19 protein-coding genes are annotated in these 22,920 nt (G+C 35.5%); 9 read left to right on the forward strand and 10 right to left on the reverse strand.

Translation table 11 applies throughout. The annotated features are described in order from the left end of the window. Nucleotides 1–44 precede the first annotated feature (44 nt). Together RCH13_RS01630 and RCH13_RS01635 are read right to left on the reverse strand one after the other, a co-directional pair. Nucleotides 45–1,223, reverse strand: coding sequence for an acyl-CoA dehydrogenase family protein (locus tag RCH13_RS01630; protein ID WP_326985462.1), 1,179 nt, complete (start codon nt 1,221–1,223; stop codon nt 45–47). A 67-nt stretch (nt 1,224–1,290) separates the two neighbouring features. Beyond that, nucleotides 1,291–1,803 (reverse strand): hypothetical protein, encoded by a 513-nt coding sequence (locus RCH13_RS01635; protein WP_326985463.1) that lies wholly within the window; start codon nt 1,801–1,803, stop codon nt 1,291–1,293. A gap of 257 nt (nt 1,804–2,060) precedes the next feature. On the opposite strand from RCH13_RS01635, the gene kdsA reads away from it, so the two are divergent. The 3 genes from kdsA (at nt 2,061) to RCH13_RS01650 (ending at nt 5,792) form a co-directional block, all read left to right on the forward strand. Next, a complete protein-coding gene (kdsA, locus tag RCH13_RS01640) occupies nt 2,061–2,870 on the forward strand; it encodes a 3-deoxy-8-phosphooctulonate synthase (RefSeq protein WP_326985464.1) in 810 nt (269 codons plus the stop codon). A gap of 61 nt (nt 2,871–2,931) precedes the next feature. After that, on the forward strand, nt 2,932–5,334 hold the full coding sequence (locus RCH13_RS01645; RefSeq protein ID WP_442784614.1) for a TonB-dependent receptor plug domain-containing protein: 2,403 nt from the start codon (nt 2,932–2,934) through the stop codon (nt 5,332–5,334). 47 nt (nt 5,335–5,381) lie between these two features. Beyond that, nucleotides 5,382–5,792 carry a VOC family protein gene (locus tag RCH13_RS01650; protein ID WP_326985466.1) on the forward strand — a complete coding sequence of 137 codons (411 nt, stop codon included), beginning with the start codon at nt 5,382–5,384 and terminating at the stop codon, nt 5,790–5,792. 113 nt (nt 5,793–5,905) lie between these two features. Here RCH13_RS01650 and RCH13_RS01655 read toward each other — a convergent pair whose 3' ends face one another. The 5 genes from RCH13_RS01655 to RCH13_RS01675 all read right to left on the reverse strand — a co-directional run bounded on the left by RCH13_RS01655 (nt 5,906) and on the right by RCH13_RS01675 (nt 10,785). Further along, nucleotides 5,906–6,082, reverse strand: coding sequence for a hypothetical protein (locus RCH13_RS01655; protein ID WP_326985467.1), 177 nt, complete (start codon nt 6,080–6,082; stop codon nt 5,906–5,908). A 214-nt stretch (nt 6,083–6,296) separates the two neighbouring features. Then, entirely contained in the window at nt 6,297–7,814 is a 1,518-nt protein-coding gene (locus tag RCH13_RS01660) for a carbon-nitrogen hydrolase family protein (protein WP_326985468.1), read from the reverse strand. A gap of 26 nt (nt 7,815–7,840) precedes the next feature. Next, on the reverse strand, nt 7,841–8,887 hold the full coding sequence (locus tag RCH13_RS01665; protein ID WP_326985469.1) for an anhydro-N-acetylmuramic acid kinase: 1,047 nt from the start codon (nt 8,885–8,887) through the stop codon (nt 7,841–7,843). Between the two features lie 29 nt (nt 8,888–8,916). Next, nucleotides 8,917–9,507 (reverse strand): LPS export ABC transporter periplasmic protein LptC, encoded by a 591-nt coding sequence (lptC, locus tag RCH13_RS01670; protein WP_326985470.1) that lies wholly within the window; start codon nt 9,505–9,507, stop codon nt 8,917–8,919. 3 nt (nt 9,508–9,510) lie between these two features. Then, nucleotides 9,511–10,785 (reverse strand): hypothetical protein, encoded by a 1,275-nt coding sequence (locus RCH13_RS01675; RefSeq protein WP_326985471.1) that lies wholly within the window; start codon nt 10,783–10,785, stop codon nt 9,511–9,513. 255 nt (nt 10,786–11,040) lie between these two features. Between RCH13_RS01675 and RCH13_RS01680 the strand changes: the two genes are divergently transcribed. The 5 genes from RCH13_RS01680 to RCH13_RS01700 all read left to right on the forward strand — a co-directional run bounded on the left by RCH13_RS01680 (nt 11,041) and on the right by RCH13_RS01700 (nt 18,706). Next, nucleotides 11,041–12,165 (forward strand): DNA polymerase III subunit, encoded by a 1,125-nt coding sequence (locus RCH13_RS01680; RefSeq protein WP_326985472.1) that lies wholly within the window; start codon nt 11,041–11,043, stop codon nt 12,163–12,165. A gap of 169 nt (nt 12,166–12,334) precedes the next feature. Beyond that, nucleotides 12,335–12,952, forward strand: a complete 618-nt coding sequence (locus RCH13_RS01685; RefSeq protein WP_326985473.1) for a TetR/AcrR family transcriptional regulator — start codon at nt 12,335–12,337, stop codon at nt 12,950–12,952. 56 nt (nt 12,953–13,008) lie between these two features. Continuing rightward, a complete protein-coding gene (locus RCH13_RS01690) occupies nt 13,009–14,358 on the forward strand; it encodes a TolC family protein (RefSeq protein WP_326985474.1) in 1,350 nt (449 codons plus the stop codon). Between the two features lie 21 nt (nt 14,359–14,379). Further along, nucleotides 14,380–15,453, forward strand: coding sequence for an efflux RND transporter periplasmic adaptor subunit (locus RCH13_RS01695; protein ID WP_326985475.1), 1,074 nt, complete (start codon nt 14,380–14,382; stop codon nt 15,451–15,453). A gap of 73 nt (nt 15,454–15,526) precedes the next feature. Continuing rightward, on the forward strand, nt 15,527–18,706 hold the full coding sequence (locus RCH13_RS01700; protein ID WP_326985476.1) for an efflux RND transporter permease subunit: 3,180 nt from the start codon (nt 15,527–15,529) through the stop codon (nt 18,704–18,706). Between the two features lie 255 nt (nt 18,707–18,961). On the opposite strand, the gene RCH13_RS01705 is transcribed toward RCH13_RS01700, so the two are convergent. From RCH13_RS01705 to RCH13_RS01715, 3 genes are all read right to left on the reverse strand, one after another. Further along, nucleotides 18,962–20,326 carry an MATE family efflux transporter gene (locus RCH13_RS01705; RefSeq protein WP_326985477.1) on the reverse strand — a complete coding sequence of 455 codons (1,365 nt, stop codon included), beginning with the start codon at nt 20,324–20,326 and terminating at the stop codon, nt 18,962–18,964. A 67-nt stretch (nt 20,327–20,393) separates the two neighbouring features. After that, nucleotides 20,394–21,578 (reverse strand): sigma-54-dependent transcriptional regulator, encoded by a 1,185-nt coding sequence (locus tag RCH13_RS01710; protein WP_326985478.1) that lies wholly within the window; start codon nt 21,576–21,578, stop codon nt 20,394–20,396. Between the two features lie 76 nt (nt 21,579–21,654). Then, nucleotides 21,655–22,305 carry a YggS family pyridoxal phosphate-dependent enzyme gene (locus tag RCH13_RS01715; RefSeq protein WP_442784607.1) on the reverse strand — a complete coding sequence of 217 codons (651 nt, stop codon included), beginning with the start codon at nt 22,303–22,305 and terminating at the stop codon, nt 21,655–21,657. Between the two features lie 197 nt (nt 22,306–22,502). On the opposite strand from RCH13_RS01715, the gene RCH13_RS01720 reads away from it, so the two are divergent. Continuing rightward, nucleotides 22,503–22,916 carry a hypothetical protein gene (locus RCH13_RS01720; protein WP_326985479.1) on the forward strand — a complete coding sequence of 138 codons (414 nt, stop codon included), beginning with the start codon at nt 22,503–22,505 and terminating at the stop codon, nt 22,914–22,916. The last annotated feature ends 4 nt before the right edge of the window (nt 22,917–22,920 follow it).

Raw genomic sequence — 22,920 nt, forward strand, 5'->3', positions numbered from 1 at the left:
CAACAATGATTTGTTGAAGGCTTTTTAAACATTATTTTATTATGCTAAAAGGCATTAATTCCGGTAATATCCATTCCCGTAATCAATAAATGAATATCATGAGTTCCTTCATAAGTGATTACAGATTCTAGATTTGCGGCGTGGCGCATCATCGGAAACTCACCCATAATTCCCATTCCACCTAGAATTTGTCTAGATTCTCTCGCAATTTCAATCGCCATGTGTACATTATTTCTTTTCGCCATAGAAATCTGAGCAGGTGTTGCTTTGTGATTATTTTTCAAAGTTCCAAGTTGAAGACAAAGCAACTGAGATTTGGTAATCTCCGTTAAAAATTCCGCCAATTTTTTCTGTTGCAATTGATAAGAAGCGATCGGCTTTCCAAACTGTTTTCTTTCTTTCGCATATTGTAAAGCGGTGCAATAGCAATCAATGGCGGCGCCGATAACACCCCAAGAAATTCCATAACGAGCAGAATTCAGGCAAGATAATGGTCCTTTTAATCCAGAAACATTTGGAAGTAAATTTTCTTTCGGTACCTTAACGTTATTAAAAACCAGCTCACCAGTTTTGGACGCACGCAGACTCCATTTATTATGCGTAATCGGTGTCGTAAATCCTTCAAATCCTCTTTCAACGATTAATCCTTGAATTTTTCCAGCCTCATTTTTTCCCCAAACAACCGCAATATCACACAGCGGCGAATTGGTAATCCACATTTTAGCTCCATTTAATAAATAGTGATCGCCCTTGTCCACGAAATAAGTTTCCATAGAACCTGGATCCGAACCGTGATTGGGTTCGGTTAGTCCAAAAGATCCAATCATTTCGCCAGATGCCAAAAGCGGAAGAAATTTCTTCTTTTGCTCCTCGGACCCGAATTCATTGATGGGAAACATGACTAAAGAACTTTGTACAGACGCAGCAGAGCGGATTGCAGAATCCCCTCTTTCCAATTCCTGCATGATAATTCCATAGGAAATTTGATCCAACCCAGAACCGCCATATTCTTCGGGAATGTATGGTCCCAATGCTCCAATCTTTCCCAATTCCTTCATTAAGTCGGGAATATCGGTGTGATTTTGAGCGGCATCGTCAATTTTAGGCATCACAAAACCCTCTACCCAATCTCTTACAGATTGGCGGATTAATTTGTGCTCCTCCGTTAAAAGATCATCCATTATAAAGTAATCCGGAATGCTTGTGAGCGGGTAATAAGACATATAATATGATTTTATTTGTAGATATATTTTTAGAAAGATAAAGAAATTTTTTCGCTTCTAGATGTGATTATTTTGCAGTCATTTTCTTCTCAAAGTCGGTGCAATCAACTTGTTTTAAAGCGCTGCCTTCATATTTAAGTTTTGAAGAATTTGCATAAACACTGGCGTTACCTTCCGTATTTTGTTCACCGATTCCTTCTGTAAGCTCAGCGCCTTTTCGGAGAAAAAAGATTTCTCTATCAGAGGTCATTCCTTCCGCAGCAAAAGTATAGTTCAATTTGAGGGTATCTCCATTTTGCGTTCCCATCACATCCCCACTAGAACTGTCTTTTTCAAAATTTTTGTACCTCAATTTTCCGGTAAAAGTTCCCAAGTTATCATCTAGTGAAAGATAAATTGAATCTTTTCCCATATTGCCGACATAGCATGTTTGCAGGGTAGAAGATTCTATGGGTTCATTGCTTTCTGGCACCGTTAATGAATCTGGAGGTGTGGTTTGGATGTCTACTATTTCTGTTGATTTTTTTTCGCAGCTAAAAATTGCAGTGAGAAGTAAAGAGGCAAAAAGGTAATTTTTCATAAGGTTTCAGTTGAATAAGAGATTCCCAAATTTAAGAAAATATAAGTGAAAATAAGACCTAAAATGCGCTCAAATCTGATTTAAAAATAATGTTGACTTAAAATTATATCAAAAGTTACAGCGATTTGATAATTCATTTAAAAAGAGAAAAGACAAAGTTTAATTTTTTAATCTTAATTAAAACTTCCTTTTACAATCCTTCGAAAAAATCAGTATTTTTGTTTTTTAATCCTATTTCAAAAAAACACCTCATAAACATGATTCAATACCTTGATAATATTCAGCATAAAAATTCTACAAACTTTTTTCTCATCGCCGGTCCTTGTATTATTGAAGGGGAAGAAATGGCCATGAAAATTGCAGAAAAAATCATTGAAATCACAAACAAATATAAAATTCCCTATATCTTTAAAGGTAGTTTCAAGAAAGCCAACAGAAGTCGTGTAGATTCATTCACCACCATTGGTGAAGAAAAATCATTAGAAATTCTTCGGAAAGTGGGAGAGACTTTTAATATTCCCACCACTACAGATATCCACGAAAATGAACATGCCGCTTTGGCTGCAAATTATGTGGATGTTCTGCAAATTCCTGCATTTCTAGTACGTCAAACGGATTTACTCATCGCTGCAGCAAAAACTGGAAAATGCGTTTCCCTGAAAAAAGGTCAGTTTCTATCTCCAGAATCCATGCAGTTCGCAGTGCAAAAAGTCCAAGATTCTGGCAACCCAAAAACGGCAATTATTGAAAGAGGAAACTCTTTTGGATATACGGATTTGGTGGTCGACTTCCGTGGAATACCAACTATGAGGAATTATTCTCCTGTAATTTTAGATGTTACCCATTCTCTGCAGCAACCTAATCAAAGCTCGGGCGTAACTGGTGGAAGACCAGAACTAATAGAAACTATTGCAAAAGCGGGAATCGCCGTTGGAGCAGATGGACTTTTTATCGAAACTCATCCGGACCCAAGTTGTGCTTTATCTGATGGTGCCAATATGCTGCAGCTGGATAAACTGGAAGATCTTCTGCAGAAATTAACACGGGTGCGAGAAGCGATTCTCTAATTTTTTGTTACCTTTAAAACCTAAACTATTTACCTTGAAAAAATTTCTATTTCTCCTTTTGATGATGCCGCTATTTGCATTTTCGCAAATTAATCTGAAAGTTTTAGATGAAGATGGAACTCCCGTCGCGAATGCAGATGTATCTTACAACAATCAAAATTTTAGCACAGATGATCAGGGAAATGTGAAAATTCCTTTAGCAGATTCTGAGCAAAGTTTAGTGGTAAGTAAAGAAAATTTCCGAGGTTTCAACAAAATCATCAAGATTAATCCGAAGGTTCAAAACGTAAATGTTTTGTTCGTTAAATCTAATCGCGAATCCGAAATAGAAGAAGTAGTTTTCCAGAAAAAAGGGAAACCAAAAGTAACCGATCTTACTTCCATAGAAATCTCCGCAAAAGAAGCGCAGCAAGTTGCCTCGCTTTCTGGTGGTGTAGAGGGTTTATTGAAAACTTTACCCTCCGTTAATTCTAATACAGAACTTTCATCCCAGTATATGGTTCGTGGTGGTAATTATGATGAAAATTTAATTTATATTAATGATGTAGAAATATACCGACCTTTTTTAATCCGGAATTCTTTGCAGGAGGGGATGAGTATTATTAATCCAGATATGGTTCAGGCAATTAATTTTTCTGCTGGTGGTTTTGAAGCAAAATATGGCGATAAAATGTCTTCTGCCTTAAATATTTATTACAGACAGCCCACAAAATTTGAGCTTTCTGGAGAAGCCAGTTTAATTGGGGGTCGTTTATCTACAGGATTTGCCTCCAAAAATAAAAATTTGAGTGCGCTCTTTTCCGCGCGGTACCGAAATACCAATTTGGTTCTCAATACACTGAATGAAGACACCGATTTTAATCCACAATACATGGATTTTCAGTCTTACATTACCTATAAAATCAATGAAAAATGGGATGTTTCTTTCATTGGTTATATGAGTAAGAATGATTATGAAATGATTCCTAAAGTGAAAGAAGTTGATTTCGGATCATTGTTAACACCTCTAAAATTGAGTGTTTTTTACAGCGGAAAGGAAGATGACCAGTACAAAAACGCCATGGGAACTGCCTCAATTAACTTTAAGCCCAGCAAAAAATGGACGTTTACTTTAGATAATTTCGCTTACCAGAATCGCGAAAGAGAGTATTACACCATTGCGTCTGGATATGCATTGCAGACTTTTGACCCAGTTACTGGTGAACCCATTACTTCTTATGATGTAGGTGGACAGATTGATCATGCAAGAAATGATTTACTCGTAAAAACATTTGGAACCCAATTTAAAACAAGATTTTCCCCCGATGTAAACACTGATTTCGAACTAGGATTAAAATTCGAAAAAGAAAACTTAAAGGATTTTACGAATGAATATCAGTTGGTGGATTCATTGGGATACAGTACGCCGCGAAATTACACCAATCCTGGAACATTGGATCCTTCTCAGTTGAAACTACGATTTAATATTGCCGGTTCCAATAATATTCAACCAACCAGAATGTCTGCTTACGCGCAATATTCCAAAAAATTCTTCTGGGGCGAAAACAGAGTTTTCATTAATGCGGGAATTAGAGCTTCACATTGGGATTTTAATGATGAAACCATTATTTCCCCAAGAGCGCAAATTGCCATTAAGCCAGATTGGGACATGGATATGTTGTTTAAACTTTCGGGCGGAATATATTACCAGGCTCCATTTTATAAAGAAATTAAGGATTTGGAAGGAAACTTTAATCCAGACATTGAGTCTCAACGATCAATGCAACTTATTTTGGCCAATGATTTCGAATTTAGAATGGTGGAGCGGCCATTTAAATTGACCACAGAATTGTACTACAAAAAAATGGATAACTTGATTCCTTATTATTTAGATAATGTGAGAATCCGATATTCTGGAGAAAATAATTCTGAAGGCTACGCATACGGTATTGATACTAGATTATTTGGGGAATTTGTTCCTGGTGTTGATTCTTGGATATCTGCAAGTTATGCACGTGTTTTTGAAAATATTGCTGGACAAGGAGAAATCTCCAGACCAACTGATCCACGTTTTAGATTCTCGATGTTTTATCAAGATTATATGCCAAAATTCCCTTCGATGCGTGTAAATTTAACATTGGTTTTCGCGAACGGATTGCCATCCGGAACACCAATTTCTTTAGACGCGAATGGAAAACCAGACTTTACCGCGCCGTATTTATACCAAAGAACATTACCTTCTTATAAACGTTTAGATATTGGTTTATCCAAAGTTTTCATCGATCAAAAAGACAACAAAGTAAGTGGTGGTTTCTGGGGTAATTTTAAAGAATTGACGTTAGGGGTACAGATCTTTAACGCCTTTAACATTAGCAATACAGTAGCAAACCAATGGGTCAATGATGTTTCTTCGGGTTACAATTACCCAGTTCCAGTGCGACTAACGGGAAGATTTTTCAATGTTAAATTGGAATTTAAATTGTAATTTTTTTCGAGCGATTATTATTCAAACACCATCTACAATGTAAATTTATGAACGCATTTCACTACGCTTTTAAGGTAAAGGATATAGAATCTACAAGAAAGTTTTACGTCCAAATTTTAGAATGTGAAGAAGGAAGATCCACAGAAAATTGGATCGATTTTAATTTCTTCGGCAATCAATTATCGGCTCATATAAGTACCAATCTTCCGGAGCCTGACTACTGCGGAATAGTGGATGGCGTAAATGTACCAATTCCACATTTTGGATGCCTATTAGAAAAATCGGTATTTGAAAAAATTCAAAAGAATTTGGAAAGAGAAAATGTTAAATTTATTGTGAAGCCGCAAGTACGGTATGAAGGAAAAATAGGGGAACAAAAGACAATGTTCGTGCTGGATTTCAGTGGCAATGCTTTAGAATTTAAATCATTTTCTGATGATCATGAGGTTTTCTCGTAAAAAATTTTCTCCCAAATTATAGATGCAAAATTTAATACATTAATTGATAGAAAAAACCCACCGCAATTGCAGTGGGTTTTCTTTGATATTAATTCTCTAAATCTTATTTATATTCACGTCTCCACTTTGAGCAACAACAAAGCAAAAATGACTATTTTATAATCTTCTACAAAATAATAAATGTGATAGTCAAATTGATGTAGTAGAATATTTCTTAATTCTGAATGCTTACCTACAAAACCTTTTGGAGAATTTTGAATTTTAATTACTGCTTCTTCGATTCTGTTCAAAAAATCTTCTGACAGTTTTGGATTTATCGCAAATTAATAATCTGACGCTTATAAGATGTCATCATAAACTCTAGGTCTAGTTTCAATGAGATAATTCCCAAGCTATATTTTTCTCTGATATCTTTCAAAACTTCGTCAAAATTCAAATTATTATTTGGGTTTCCTCGATAATCTGCTAATCGTTCCCGAAGTTTCAAAGTTTCGGGATTTAATATTATTCAGGTTCGCTGTTATAGTTGATCGTGTCATACAAATCTTTCCGCCTATCACTCATCGTTCGAACTGCTCCGTAATGATGCAATTCTTTTAATAAGTTCAAATCAACATCCACAATCAAAGTCGTTTCTGTATTTGGCGTTGCTTCACCTTTTACTGCATTTGAGGGAAAGGCAAAATCAGACGGTGTGAAAACAGCAGCTTGCCCGTATTGAATATCCATATTATTTACACCCGGCAAATTCCCTACACATCCTGCGATGGCAACATAACATTCATTTTCGATGGCTCTTGCTGCCGCGCAATGGCGAACTCTCATGTAAGCATTTTGCGTATCGGTTAAATAAGGAACAAACAAAATCTTCATCCCTTGATCAGCTAAAATCCGGGGCAATTCTGGAAATTCAACATCATAACAAATCACCAGTCCAACTTTTCCACAATCCGTATCAAAGACTTTTATTTGGTTGCCACCTTTCATACCATAATATTTCTTTTCGTTGGGCGTGATGTGAATTTTGCGGTGTTCATCAATTTTTCCATCACGGTGAAGCAGATAACTGATATTATAGAGTTCTTCATTTTCTATGAAAGGCATACTTCCACCGATGATATTAATGTTATAACCGATTGCCAGTTGCGAAAGTCGGTCTCTAATTTCTTCCGTTAATTCTGCCAGTTTAAACATACTTTCTCTCTCCGATAAATGATTGAAAGGCGCAAGTAAAGGCGTGTTAAAGAATTCTGGGAACATAATAAAATCAGATTTGTAATCTGCCATCACATTAATAAAAAATTCTACTTGTTCAAAAAATGCATCAATATCTTTAAAATGTCGCATTTGCCATTGAACCAAACCTAATCGAATTACTGCATCTTGCATCGTATTCGGTTTCTTGCTGTAGTAAATATTATTCCACTGGAGCAAAACCGCGTTTTCCTTGGAGTGAGAATCTTCTGGGAGATAATTTTTTAGGACTCTTACAGGTAGAAAATTATTCGCCAATTGGAAACTTAAAACGGGATCATAAACTTCTTTCTTACGAACCTGCTGAATAAATTCTCGTGGCGAAAGTTCGTGGCTGTGCAAATGATAATTTGGAATTCTACCTCCAACAATTATCGATTTTAAGTTCAATTTTTCACACAATTCTTTTCGGGAATCATATAATCTTCTCGCCAAGCGCAATTCTCGGAATTCTGGATCCACAAAAATTTCGATTCCATACAACACAGTTCCAGTATCAGAATGCGTGTTAAATGTATAATTTCCGGTAATTTCTTTATAGGTATGATCGTCACCATATAACTCATACTGCACGATTAAGGAAAGACATACTGCGGCAATTTTATCGTCAACGGTAATACAAATTTGTCCATCTGGAAAAATTTTGATGAGTTTTTGGATGCTTTTTTTAGACCAAATACTTTCAGACATTGCAGGATACGCTTTCTGCATCGTCTCTCGCAACTCATCGTAATCACCAATGGCTAAATTTCTAATATCTATTTGCATAATTTCTTAATTTTTGTATTTTATCTCTACACTAAAAGTCCGGAGGAGTGATCCGCAGAACTTCCGGTGGCAGAAGATAAAACATTGGTTTCGTTATTTATTTTAAGAACGCCCATGAAAGCAAAAATGAGGGCTTCTTTAAAATTGATTAATTCTTGTGAAGGAATAATGATTTCTCCCTCAAAATTTTCTTTAATTTGATTGAATAAAAATTGATTGTAGGTTCCACCGCCCGTGAATAAAATTCTATTGAGCTTATATTTTCGGAAAACTTCCGTAATTTTTTCCGCTGCATGCTGCGTAAAGGTTGCGAGGTTATTTTCTGGACTTTCATCGGTAAGTAAAGGAAATACATTTTGATTCACCCATTCTAATCCCAAAGATTTGGGCGGACTTTGCAAATAATAATCCAGCGAATTCAGGTCAGCCAATATTTTTTCACTTACAAAGCCTGACTTTGCAATATCGCCGTTTTCATCATAATCTTTGCCTAATAACTTTGCAAAATGATTCAAAACAATATTTAAAGGCCCAATGTCAAACGCTATTCTTTTATTTTCTTCTTTAAAAGAAATATTAGAGAATCCACCTAAATTTAAACAGGCATCATATTCTGAAAAAAGCAATTCATCACCAATAGGAACTAAAGGAGCGCCATTTCCTCCCATCAAAACATCTTGACTTCGGAAATCATAGACCACCGGAATTTGAGTAAAATGTTTGATAGCACGTCCATCTCCGATTTGACAAGTGAATTTGTTTTGAGGCTGATGAAAAACTGTGTGACCGTGAGAAGAAATAACATCAATGTTTTCCAGCGCTTTTTTAGAAATAAACTCCTGCACTTTTTCCCCTAAATAAAATCCATAATTGGAGTTCAATTCCAGTAAATCTGGGGCGGAACGATGAATGGAGTTTCGGAGCTGATCTTCCCAAGATTTGGAATATTCTGAAGTTTCGGCATTTAAAATTTCGAAAGTCCAGCGCTCAGATTCTTTTTTGAATTTTACAAAACAAAGATCCAATCCATCCAAACTTGTCCCCGACATTAATCCAATTGCACGAAATTCCATAACACCTATTTTTCACCAATTTACGAAAATCAACGACCTGCTTCTGGAATTTTTTTCGCGTTAATGTCTCCAGAATTGTTGTAAAAAATATATTCAGAGAAATCATCTTTAGCCTTCATGCCATTTGCACCCACTAAAGTGGATCCATCTTTATCAGTTACAAAAACAGTATCAGAAGTATAAATTATCTTTTTTACCTGATCCCAATAAACGGATTGCATGGCGAACATTTGATTTTCGTTCGTGGTAATTCTTACATTTCCTTTCGCCTCATAAAACTTTTTCTTCTCATTGTATTTGGCATATTTTGCATCAATTTTACCCGGAAGATCGGGTTTCTTTTTATCGTAGAACAAAATATTAATTCCTTTTCTTGCCTCTATGTAAGGTGAATCAATAAACTCGTACTTTTCTATTAAAGGCGCTTTTGCACGTAATTTTATCATTCCAGAATCCCGTTGGATAATATTCGCATTATTGATGACTTGAGAAGGGAAGTTGGTTTTATTATTTTTGCTGATGGTGGTTAACTCTTCAGTACAAGAATTTAAACCAAAAAATATAGCACATCCAAAAAAGACGGCTATATTTTTTATAAATATTTTTCTGAGAAGATTCATCTGTTAATCATAAAGACGTTTCAGGAACCATTTATCGGCAAAATTAATCCCGATTTTAAGATTCACAAAATTCTGACGAATTAAATCATTTTGCACCGTACCTCGTTGTCCAAGTTCTACACCAATATCAATTCCGGTCATTCTGTTTGCGCTTCTGTTTTCGAAAGGCAAAGTAGCACCTGCAGTGATTGCAAATTGATTAATATTTTTTCCGTTGATGGCTAAATTTCCTTTTTCATAATACGCACCATATCTATAAGTTACGCGGGAAAAATAATTTCTGAAATTGTTATAATTAGGGATATACCATCCACCGGCTGCAACTCTGTAAGAATCTTGATTTGCAAAAGGTTGGCCTAAAAATGCAATGGTTTCTCCTTTTTTATAATCAACTTGAGTCCCCAAGAACCATTTGGTGTCTCTACCGTAACCTGCCCCAAGAGAAAATTCCATAGGAATTAAATTCTTATCTTCACTAAATTCCTGTTCAATAATGCTTACATTATTTTTCGTTTTTCCTGGAGTATAAAAATAAGTACTGTTCGTGTACATTGTTTCCATTGTACCAGTATTTCCAAAAGTATAAGTACCTCCTAAAGTTAATTTTCGGTCTGTTCCTATTTTCTTTTGGTAAGCTGATCCTAGTGTAAAATTAAAAGTTTTAATTTTATTTTTCGTTTCATATCCATTTACTAATTCCGCTGTAGAATAGGTGAGTTCATTAATATCATAAAGATTTCCAAAGTAGAAATTGGTTCTAAATCCTAAAGCAAATTCTGGAGAAATTTGGTAAGATAGAGCTGCTTGAACCGTACTTAACGTTCCTTCTCCTGTAAAAAGATTGGCTTCTACTGCGCCACTTGCTAAAGTTTCATTGGTTAAAACAGAATACTTTTTAGAACTGTAAGGCTGGTAACCTAAACCAAATTTAACCTTTTGTGAAAGTGGAAATGCTACACTGATGTTTGAAAGGTAAGAAGATTGCTTAGTCACATTTCTGTTCTCAAATTCGGACTTGAAAAAATTATTTTCATTCGTTCCTTCAAATTTAATGCTGGTAAGTTCTAAATTTTTATTCGCGGCTGGATTGCTGAAATTAAAGTTGTTATTGAAATCCCAAATATATGCAGTAGAAATGCCACCCATCGAACTGATATCGGCTGTATTATCATACTTTACATCACCGATTCCAAAGGCAGCATATGGAGAATTACCTATCGTTTGTGCATTTAATAAATAACCTGCAGCAATCAATGGCAATACAAAAAATCTTTTCATTCTCTATTTTTAAAAATAATGCGCAAATATCCTAAATATTACTGAACTGAGGAAATTTACTTTGGTTAAAGTTTGTTAAGTACTCATCTGCCTTAATTGCGCTTTTTATGTGTAATTTATTTTAAAAGGTGACTATGGAATTGTTAAAATTTTGTGGTTTTCATTTCAATTTCAAAATTGTGTTTTACACCATTTTATTAAACCTTAAAGCCAGAATTGTTCAGACAATCTTCTAAAATTATTTATCTTTGAAAAATGAATTGGGAACAAATTGTAGGACAAGAAAAACTGAAAAATCTCCTCAGAGAAAGCATTGCGCATAATCGAGTGGGGCATGCTCAGCTTTTCATTGGTAAAGATGGTTATGGAACTTTGCCTTTAGCTTTAGCATTCGCAAAAGAAGTTTTTAAAAAGGAGAATGAAAAGTCAGCTTCCAAGGTGGAGCACCTTAATCATTTAGATCTGCATTTCAGTTTCCCAGTTTTCAAAGAGAAAAACAGTGGTCTTACCGAAGCTTTCTTAGAAAGTTTTCGGGATATGGTTTTAGAAAATCCCTATATCAATCTAGAAGACTGGACAAAAATTCTAGCTTCAGAAAATAAGCAGCTCACCATTTACGCTGATGAAATTGATGAACTCAATCGAAAATTTGCGCTAAAAACGTTCGAAGGCGGCAGTAAAATCCTCATCATCTGGCAAGCGGACAAAATGAATACTGCAGCTTCTAATAAATTGCTTAAATTTTTAGAAGAGCCGCCAAAAAATACCTATATCATTCTTACTGCAGAAAGCGCGGATGATATTTTACCTACGATACTTTCTCGTACTCAACTAGTAGAAATACCAAGAATACAGGATGAAGACCTTGAAAATTTTGCAGAAAACGAAAAAGCACAACCTTCAGAAAGGGTTAAAGAAATTGTTTTTCAGGCGCAAGGTGATTGGAATTTGGCGCAGAAACTTCTTTCCACCGGAACTGCAGATTCAGAATTCGAAGAAATTTTTGTGACATGGGTTAGAGATGCTTTTCAGGTGAAAAAGAAACCGGAATTTTTAAAAAACATAGTTCTATGGGCAAGAAATATTGCGGGTTGGAACAGAGAAAAGCAAAAAAGCTTTCTGGATTATTGCGCAGAAATGTTCAGATTGGCGCTGCTTCAAAATTATGGAACAGATACTTTGGTGTATAAAAAAATCAATTCAGAAGGTTTTAAATGGGACCGTTTTTCTCACTTTATTCACGGCGCCAACATCGAAAATATTCTTCTGGAAATTTCTGAAGCCGACTATCATTTAGAAAGAAATGCCAATGCTAAAATTGTGTGGACGGATTTAGGGATTAAACTTTCTCGCTATATTCATAAGGCTTCCGGAAATTAAATTCCACCATCTTTAACAAGAAATTACTTCAACATCTTTCTTCCTTATTAAATTCTGCACTTTGTTTTTGCGAGCGATTATTTGTGTCGTCTATATCGCCAATTGATTGTATAAAAACTTGGAAACTTTTAATGTTTATTAGTTTTCTCTTCCTATCTTTGCACTCGATATGAGTTTAAACAATGAATTTTTACTAAGAGTAGCTGATCTATTTGCGGAAAATGGAGCGAAAACTTTAACGATGGACGACATCGCGAAAGAGTTTTCTATGTCCAAAAAAACGCTGTATCAGCAATACAAAAACAAAGAAGATTTGCTAACAGAAGTTTTAGATTACAAATTGGATTTAATCATTGAAACACTTTTACTCAATGATTCTAAATCAGACAATGCCATAGAAAGAATGTTTCTTCGGGAAAGTGATTTTGAAAACGTAGCGCGGACCAATAAAACCATTTTTATCCGACAATTGATTAAATATTATCCTTCAATTTACAATCTGCACATTTTAAGCATTGATGAGAAAGTTTCTAAGATAGTCATTCACAATATAAAGCTTGGCAGAGAACAGGGTTTATACCGTAGTGATTTTGATGAAAGATTATACGTCAAATTCTTACTTCAGCTGATGTTTTCTTATGAAAATTCCCCACTTTTTGAAAATCAAACCTGTGATCGTGGAACTTTTTGTTTTGAGGCGATGGTTTTTTACATCCATTCGATTGCAACCATAGACGGAAAAAAATTCTTAAGTGAATTCAATTTTAAACATCAAAAAAAAATATAGAGGCTGATCAGTCACCTTTTTATAATCAATAAACATTAATAATAACGATAGATCAAATGACCAACTGGAAAATAATGGCTCTGGCGGCAAGTACTTTTGTATTTTCAATCAATGGATTGAAGGCTCAACAGATGTTGACGCTGAAACAAGCCATCGAATATGCATTGCAGAATAAAGCGGAAGCACAAAAAGCAAAATTAGATGTTAAAAATGCCGATTACCAAATTATGGAAGCAAAGTCCAATGCTTTGCCACAGATTTCTGGGGTCGCAAATCTTACCTACAATCCACTTCTGCAAAAATCTGCGCTAGACGTAGGTGCATTTAGCGGTGGTCCAAGCAATATTCAATTGATTTCTTTTGGGCAAAAATGGAATGCTGGAGCGGGATTGCAATTATCACAACCCATCTTTAACCAAAAAGTTTTTATCGGATTAAAAGCAGCGAAGTCAACCAAAGAATTCTATGAGCTGAATAGCGAATTGACGGAAGAGCAAATTATAGAGCGCGTTTCTACCGCTTATTTTCAGGTTTTTACAGTTCAGCAAAGAAGAGAGACTTTAGTTAGCAGTTACGGAAGTACAGAAAAAGCAAGAAACATCATCAAAAGTTTATTTGATAATGGATTGGCTAAAAAAGTGGATTTGGACCGAACCAATGTAAACCTTACGAACATCAGTACGGTTCTAAAACAGCAACAAAACGGAATCAATCAGGCAGAAAATGCGCTGAAATTTTATATGGGAATGCCCATAGAAACTGAAATTGAATTGGTGCAAGCCGACATGGAAATCACACCGCATTTATTAGATAATACTTTGGGAACTGATTCTAGGACAGAAGTTAAACTTTTAGATAAACAAAGAGAGCTTCTAGAATATAACAAGAAAGCTACTGAATCGGCTTATTATCCAACCGTTAATTTAAACGCCAATTACAGTTATCAAGGATTGGGAGATAAATTCCCATTAACCAATGGAAAAAATAATGGTGTTTATTGGTCAGACTATTCTGCGGTTACCTTAGGAGTTAACATTCCCATTTTCAATGGTTTCGCGACGAAAGCACGTGTAGCGATGGCGCAAATAGAATTAGACAAATTAGCAGTGGACATTGCAGATACAAAACTTGGTTTAGACTTATCTTACCAAAATGCAAAATCTCAAATAGAAAACAGTTTATCTGCACTAGACAGCCAAAGTGCGAATGTAGGATTGGCTGAAACAGTTTTATCGAATACGAAAAGTAATTACCAATATGGTTTGGCAACTCTTACAGAATTATTAGAAGCTGAAAATTCTTTGGTTGAAGCCAAAAACAATTATAGCAACGCCATACTGGATTATAAGATTGCAGAAATTCAATATTACAAATCCAAAGGTGAACTCAGAAACTACATTAAATAATAAGCAGAAAATAATATACAGATGAAAACAAGACCAATAATTTACAGTGTAATCGCCGTAATACTAATCGCAGCCGGAGTTTATACTTTGATCAACAATAAAAAGCAGAATGAAGCAGAAACTGCAATTGTAGCGCAAAAAAACACCGATGTTTCTGTTAATGTAACGCAAGCAAAATATGAGCACATCAACAATGATTACTCGGCGAACGGAACTTTCGCACCTTATCAAGAACTTTCTTTCCCTTCAGAAATAAGTGGGAGAATTATGAGAGTTTTTGTGGACGAAGGAAGTTATGTGAGAGCAGGACAGACCGTGGCGACCATCAAAAAAGATCAGCTTGAAGTAGATAATTCTAATGCAAACGCGGCTTACCAAAATGCCGTAGTTGATAATCAAAGATATGAGAACGCCTTTAAAACAGGTGGCGTTACAAAACAGCAAGTAGATAATTCTAGATTGCAGGTAAAAAATGCCAGAGCGCAGTTACAGCAAGCTAATCTCCGAATTGGCGACACCAACGTAAGAGCGAGCATCAGTGGAATTATCAACAAAAGATTGATCGAACCCGGATCAGTAGTTTCCCCGGGAACTGTGATGTTTGACATCGTAAATGTTTCCCGTTTGAAATTAAAAGTGAATGTGAATGAAGCTCAAGTTGCAAGCATGAAAGTGGGTGACGAAATCGACGTGAAAGCAAGTGTATATCCTGATGTAGCATTTAAAGGGAGAATTAGTTTCATCGCCCCTTTGGCAGATTCTTCATTAAATTTTCCTGTAGAAATTGAAATCAATAACAGCACGGAGAAAGTTTTAAGAGCTGGTATGTATGGAACTGGAGTTTTCAATTCAAAAAAGACCGGAACAGAACATGCAATGTTGGTTTTACCGAAAGACGCCTTTGTAAATGGCGTAAGCAGCAACCAAGTATTTGTAGTAAATCCTGACAATACGGTAAAATTAACCACTTTGGTGATTGGAAGAATTTTCGGGAATCAAATCGAAATTTTAGACGGAATTAAAGAAGGAGTACAAGTAGTAACTACGGGTCAAATTAATTTGATCAATGGTGCCAAAGTAAAAATTGTAAAATAGAGCAGAGTCAGGACTCTTGGTTTTTTTAAAAATTGAGCCAAGAAAAACTGAAATCTTAAATCTAAATAGTTATATGAAATTAGCAGAAGTATCCATAAAACGCCCCACCATCATTATTGTATTATTTACAATACTTACTTTAGGCGGTATATTCAGTTATAGCCAAATGGGCTATGAATTGATTCCGAAATTTGAAATCAATGTGGTTTCCATTTCTACAGTTTATCCGGGAGCCTCGCCAAGTGAGGTAGAAAGTTCCGTAACGAAAAAAATTGAAGATGCCATTTCTTCTTTGGAGAATGTAAAGAAAGTAGAATCTAAATCCTATGAAAGTCTTTCTTTAGTTACGGTCACTTTAAATTCTGGGGTAGATACCAATTATGCTTTGAATGATGCACAACGTAAGATTAATGCCATAGAAGCAGATTTGCCAGAAGACGCTAAACCGCCGTCTTTGCTGAAATTCTCCTTGAGTGATTTACCAATTATTACCGCCGGTGCAACTTCAAGTTTACCTCAAAAGGAATTTTATGACTTGCTAGATAAAAAAATTCAGCCGGTACTTTCCCGAGTTAAGGGAGTAGCGCAAATCAACTTAATTGGGGGTGAAGAGCGAGAAATCCGCGTTAATATGGATCAGGCGAAAATTGAAGGATACGGTTTATCTGTTCCTGAAATTCAACGTGCTATCTTAAGTTCGAACTTAGATTTCCCAACCGGAAATGTAAAAACTCGAGATAATACTACGATTATTAGGCTTTCTGGTAAATATAAAAACACAGAAGAACTTAATAATTTGGTGATTAAAACCGCGAATGGTTCTCAGATCAGATTGGGTGATGTTGCTTTTGTAGAAGATTCTCAGAAAGATGTGGAGAAAATTGCAAGAGTGGATCAAAAACCTGCTGTAATATTGCAGATCATCAAACAATCAGATGCGAATGCGGTAGAAGTTAGTGAGCTGAGTAGAGCCGCGATTGCTAAAATTGAGCAGGATTACAACCTTCAAAATGTAAAAATTGAGGTGGTGAATGATTCTACAAACTTTACCCTGAATGCTGCAAATAATGTTACGCATGATTTAATTATCGCAATATGTTTGGTTGCAGTTGTGATGTTATTGTTTCTACACAGTATCAGAAATGCCTTTATTGTAATGATTGCGATTCCAGCTTCTTTGGTAGCTACATTTATTGGAATGTATCTTTTAGGATATACCTTAAACTTAATGAGTTTGCTAGGACTTTCTTTAGTAGTAGGAATCTTGGTAGATGATGCCATTGTGGTCCTCGAAAATATTTACCGCCACATGGAAATGGGTAAAAGTAAAGTTAGAGCCGCTTATGATGGAACCGCCGAAATTGGATTTACCGTAATGGCGATTACTTTGGTAATTGTAGTAGTGTTTTTACCTATTGCACTAAGTACCGGTTTGGTTTCTAATATTATCGCACAATTCTGTATTACTGTGGTGATTGCAACTTTACTATCCTTATTATCTTCCTTTACAATCGTTCCGTGGTTATCTTCAAGGTTTGGAAAATTAGAACATTTGACAGGGAAAAACTGGTTCGAGAAATTTATCTTGGCTTTTGAAAAGCGTTTAGACGCTTTCACGCACTGGATTTCTGGTTTATTAGAATGGAGTTTGAAAAGTTGGAAAACAAAACTTTTGACCTTAGGTTTAGTAGTGGTGTTGTTTTTCAGTTCATTCACCTTGGTAATTTTCGGATTTATTGGGGGAGAATTCTTCGCGAAAATCGATAAAGGAGAATTTTTGGTTCAAATTGAGTTACCGAAAGATGCAAGTATTGAGCAATCAAATTTCATGACGCAAAAAGCTGAACGATATTTGACTGATAAAAAAGAAGTTCAAAAAATAATAACTACAGTTGGGCAGACCAGTGATGGAATGGGTGGCGCACAAGCAACCGCTTACAAATCTGAAATCGATGTAATTTTAGTTGGTAAAGAATTAAGAGAGGATAACTCTTTCGTTTATGCCGCAAAATTGAAAAAAGAATTAGAGAATGTGCTCATTGGGGCGAAAGTAAAAACTGTACCAGTTGGACTTTTAGGAGCAGAACAAGCGCCGTTAGCATTGGTCGTTACGGGTCCAGATTTAAAAGATGTAACCAGATTTGCGCAGCAAGCCGAAGCACAATTAAGAACCATCGAAGGAGCTTCTGAAGTAAAATTAACGAGTGAAGGTGGTAGTCCAGAAATTAATGTAACGGTGGATCGGGATAAAATGTCTCTTTTGGGATTGAATCTTCAAACGGTGGGAATTACCATGCAAACTGCCTTTAGTGGAAATACAGATGGGAAATTCCGTGCAGGAGATTATGAGTATGACATTAATATTCAGTACAATGAGAAGGGTAGATCATCTGTTGAAGATGTTAATAATTTGATTTTCGTGAATGATCAAGGTCAGCAAATCAGATTAAATCAATTCGCCACTGTGGTAGAAAGTTCTGGTCCAAGTTTCTTGGAAAGACGAGATAAATCGCCGTCAGTGACCATTCAAGCTCAAACCATCGGGAAACCAACTGGAACAGTGGCTGCAGAATGGGAAGCGAAGTTTGAAACCATTAAAAAACCAACTGGTGTAAATTACACGTGGAGTGGTGATATGGAAAACCAAACAGAAGGTTTCGGAACCTTAGGAATTGCCTTGTTAGCCGCTATTATCTTGGTTTATTTAGTAATGGTTGCGCTCTACAACAGTTTCGTTTATCCGTTTGTAGTTTTATTTTCAATTCCTTTGGCGTTGATTGGAGTACTTATCGTTTTAGCATTAACCAATAATTCCTTGAATATTTTCACCATTTTAGGTATGATTATGTTGATCGGTTTAGTGGCGAAAAATGCGATTATGATTGTCGATTTTACAAACATGCGAAAAGCAGCGGGTGAAAGTACGCATACAGCATTGATTCAGGCGAATCACGCAAGGTTACGACCAATTTTAATGACCACTATCGCAATGGTGATTGGAATGTTACCGATTGCTTTGGCAAGTGGTGCGGCTGCAGAAATGAACAACGGATTAGCGTGGGTAATTATTGGTGGATTAATATCCTCTTTATTCCTGACCTTAATTATTGTACCCGTAGTGTATTCCATATTTGATGGCTTAATCAATAGATTTTCTAAAGGAGAAAAAATTGATTACGAAGCAGAAATGAAAGCAGATTATGTAGCAGAAGATTTAAGTGAAGATGGTTTCACTACAAAACATACGATGTAGGGTAGTATTACATTAAGAAGAGAAAAGCCGTTTCAATTGTGAAGCGGCTTTCTTTTGTGTAAAGACATTTGTAATGGAGAAATACTTACACGAATTACACTTATTTAAATGTTCTAAATTCTTAAAGATTTAAGATAATCTGTCATAAAATCTACTGCAATTGCTCAAGTATGCTTTTCAGCAAATATTTTTTCCCCACAAAAAATCCCTAAACTTTAATGGCTTAAGGATTAATTGTATTTAATATGAGATTAATCAAGCTTCAATTGCTTTCGCTCTTCTGTCCGAAAGGTTTAAAAATCGAATAACTAAAAGTATAGCAGAAATCGTAAGTCCCAGTCCAAGCGCAATCCACATTCCGAAAGCACCCATTTTCATATTAACCGTTAAGAAATATCCAAGCGGAATAGTGATCACCCAATAAGCGATAAAAGTAATAATAGAAGGTATTTTGACATCTTGAATTCCACGAAGCGCACCTAACGCAACCACTTGAACACCATCTGAAAGCTGAAATAATGACGCTATAATGAGTAATTTTGAGGCGAGTTGAATCACTTCTATATCTTCTTTTTGAGTAAAGAATGTCGGCAAAATATCTCTTCCCACGATAAAAAGCAATCCACAAAAGAGCATAAATAAGAATACGATTTTGAAATTATTTATTCCCACTTTCTTAATTTCACCATAGTTCTGTTCTCCCAGTTTTCTACCAATCATTACCGTAGAAGCTACACTAAATCCGATGCAGAGATTGAACGTAAAAGATGCCATGGATAAGGCAATTTGATGAGAGGCAATATCTTTTGCAGAAACCAATCCACAAATAAAAGCCGCCGCCGCAAAAGCGGTAATCTCAAAAAACATTTGCAATGCCGTAGGAAAACCTATTCTCAACATTTTGCGGAACATTTCTTTGGAAAATTCTGCCACTTTTAAGGAGAATGCCTTTATGTACATTCGGGTTTTTTCTTCTTTAATCAAAACGTAATAAAGAAATACCATCATAAAAATTCTCGCAATTAAACTGGCCAGAGCCGAACCTTCTACACCCATTTCAGGGAAGCCGAACATCCCTTTAATAAAAACGTAATTCAGAATAATGTTAATGACATTTGCAATAATGGTGGCTTTAGTAACACCGATAGTAAAAGACAGCCCTTCAGAAACTTCTCTCAGCGTTTGAAAAGCCATAAAAGGCAAAATACTCAGCGTCATAATACTAAGAAACCCAATGGTGTCTGGAATAATTTCTACCGGTTGATCCATGTGATAAAGGAGCGGCAGCAAACTATAAAGCAGCATCATCAGCAAGAGTCCAATTCCAATATTGATGACAAATCCATGTCTAAAAACGGAATTGATCGTATCATGTTTTTCCTGCGCATGAGCCTCGGAAACCAAAGGCGGAATGGCAAAAGAAAATCCTAAAGCAAACACAAATATGGAAAAGAACAGGGCATTACCCAAAGAAACGGACGCTAAAGCTTGAGCACCCAGCAATTTTCCCACAATAATATTATCAAATAAATTGACAGAAACTTGGCCCACTTGAGTAAGCATTACGGGCAAAGCGAGGGTTAAAGTAGCTTTGGTATATTGCGGATTTAGAAATGACATAAGGCAACAAAAAAATTTGCAGCAAAAATACTGCAAACTTTCATTTTTAACTTGATTTAAAGTGTTTTTATTTTCTCACAAAATTGCCAACATCGGTAGCCGAAACTGGACTAGATCCTAAAATAATCAAACGCTCTACCACATTTCTTAATTCCCGAATATTCCCCGTCCAACTAAAATTTTCTAAAGCCGTGATTGCTTCTTTATCAAAATCTTTTTTAGCTGTTCCGTGTTCCTCAGAAATAATTTTAGAAAAATGCTCTACAAGCAATTTAATATCTTCTTTTCTTTCATCCAAAGGTGGTACGTAAATCTCGATAACGGACAATCTATGGTATAAATCTTCTCTAAATTTTCCACCTTCAATTTCCGTTTTCATACTTTTATTGGTTGCTGCCAAAACGCGAACATCCACTTTTATTTCTTTGTCACTACCCACCGGTGAAACTTTGCTTTCTTGCAATGCACGCAACACTTTCGCTTGCGCTACTAAAGACATATCCCCAATTTCATCCAAGAAAATAGTTCCGTTATGCGCCAATTCAAACTTTCCCTGCTTGTCTTTAATCGCACCTGTAAAACTTCCTTTCACATGTCCAAACAATTCAGATTCAATTAGTTCAGAGGGAATTGCAGCACAATTCACTTCAATCATTGGACCTTTCGAGCGGTCACTTTGAGCATGAATGGCATGTGCGACTAATTCTTTTCCGGCACCATTTGGACCAGTTATCAAAACTCTAGCGTCAGAAACTGCCACTTTGTCAATCATGTCTTGAATTTTTTTCAAACCTGCAGATTGACCAATCATCAAATATTTTTTGTTAACTTTTTTCTTTAACGTGGTATTCTCTACTTTCAAATTTTGATTAGTAGTTTGCAAAATCCTTTTATCCAATGCGTTTTTCACACTGGTAATCAAGCGATTAATATCGATAGGCTTAGAAATAAAATCGTAGGCACCTTCTTTCAAACATGCAACTGCGGTGTCAATATCTGCATGACCAGAGATCATAACAAAAGTAGAATCTGGTTTTAATTGTAAAGATTGTTTAAGTAATTCTGTTCCAGATAATTTGGGCATTTTAATATCTGAAACGATTAGGGCAAAATCTTCTTTTTCAATTTGCTTGTAGCCCTCTAAACCGTCATCTGCGATAACAAATTCGTAATCAGGGAGTTCATCTGATAATATACTGTGCAGTACGCCAGAAATGGCCTTTTCATCTTCAACAATTAGGATCTTTTGCATTTATAAAGGTTTATTGATTTATTAAAAAAATAGTCTAAAATTTGCAAATTACATAGCAAAAATCAGACCTAAAAGATTAGAGTGGCAGGTTTCTTTGTCCGAAAATTGCGGATCCTATTCTTACAGAATTTGCGCCACATTCTATGGCAAGCAAATAGTCACCGCTCATTCCCATAGACAATGTTTCTAGATTCTGCTGCAAAGACATTTTATCAAATACCTGTTTTAAAAGTGCGAATTCCTTTTTTACTTGAGTTTGATCACTCGTAAAAGAAGCCATTCCCATCAAACCCTCTATTTTAACATTCGGATATTGACCATTCATGTAATCTTGAAACAACTCTTTGGCTTCATTGATTTCTAAGCCGAATTTGGTCTCTTCTTCTGCAATTTTTACTTGTAGCAAGACATTAATTGTTCGTTCATGTTTTTCAGCCTGTTTGTCAATTTCTTGTAGTAATTTTTCAGAGTCCACACTTTGGATCATCTCTACAAATGGTGCGATATATTTCACCTTATTCGTTTGCAGATGTCCTATGACATGCCACTTAATATCTTGTGGCAAAAGAGAATGCTTCTCCACCATTTCTTGAACTTTATTTTCGCCAAATATCCTTTGTCCCAAATCATATATTTCCTGAATTTTATCAGCTGGATGGGTTTTAGATACTGCAACCAATTCTACATTTTCCGGAATTGTTTCTAATATCTGTTCGTAATTATTCATTAAAATTTTAGTTTGGATTAGTCAAATAATAAATTAGAATTTAACACTTTATTTATGATGAGCAATTTACCCATTTTTTAATAAAAATTCTAAAAATCTTAAAAGCTTTAATGGGTCAAAAAATGTGCTAATTTGGGTGTTTTCACGCTACTAAAATTTAGGTGTTATCCTATATTTGCGTATAAAATTATTTAAATATGAGCAACCTTAAAGATCATTTACTTACTGCAGCTGAAAGCAAAGTTTTCGCGGAATATTATGAGCTAAGCAATTACAAAGAAATTAACAGTAGAAGACCTGTGGATTCACCTGATTCTAAAACGTACAGTATAGATTTAAATATCTTAAAAGAATATATCGCCTTGATTGAAACCGAGATGCACAAAAAGGGAATTATAAACAAAGGAATAAAAGTGACTATGGGTAAATATCCCCAAAAATCAGATGATGTAAAAATCCGACCAGAATATTTGGGTTATCAAACCATTTTCTTTTCCGCTATAGATTTAGGAAATATTGAAATGAAAACCAACAATATAACTTCATTACTAGAAGATGATGCAGAAGATATTCCAGATATGAATTACATGAATATCACTCCGCCTTTTTAATAAA

The organism is Chryseobacterium sp. MP_3.2, assembly GCF_035984805.1.
Taxonomy (GTDB): domain Bacteria; phylum Bacteroidota; class Bacteroidia; order Flavobacteriales; family Weeksellaceae; genus Kaistella.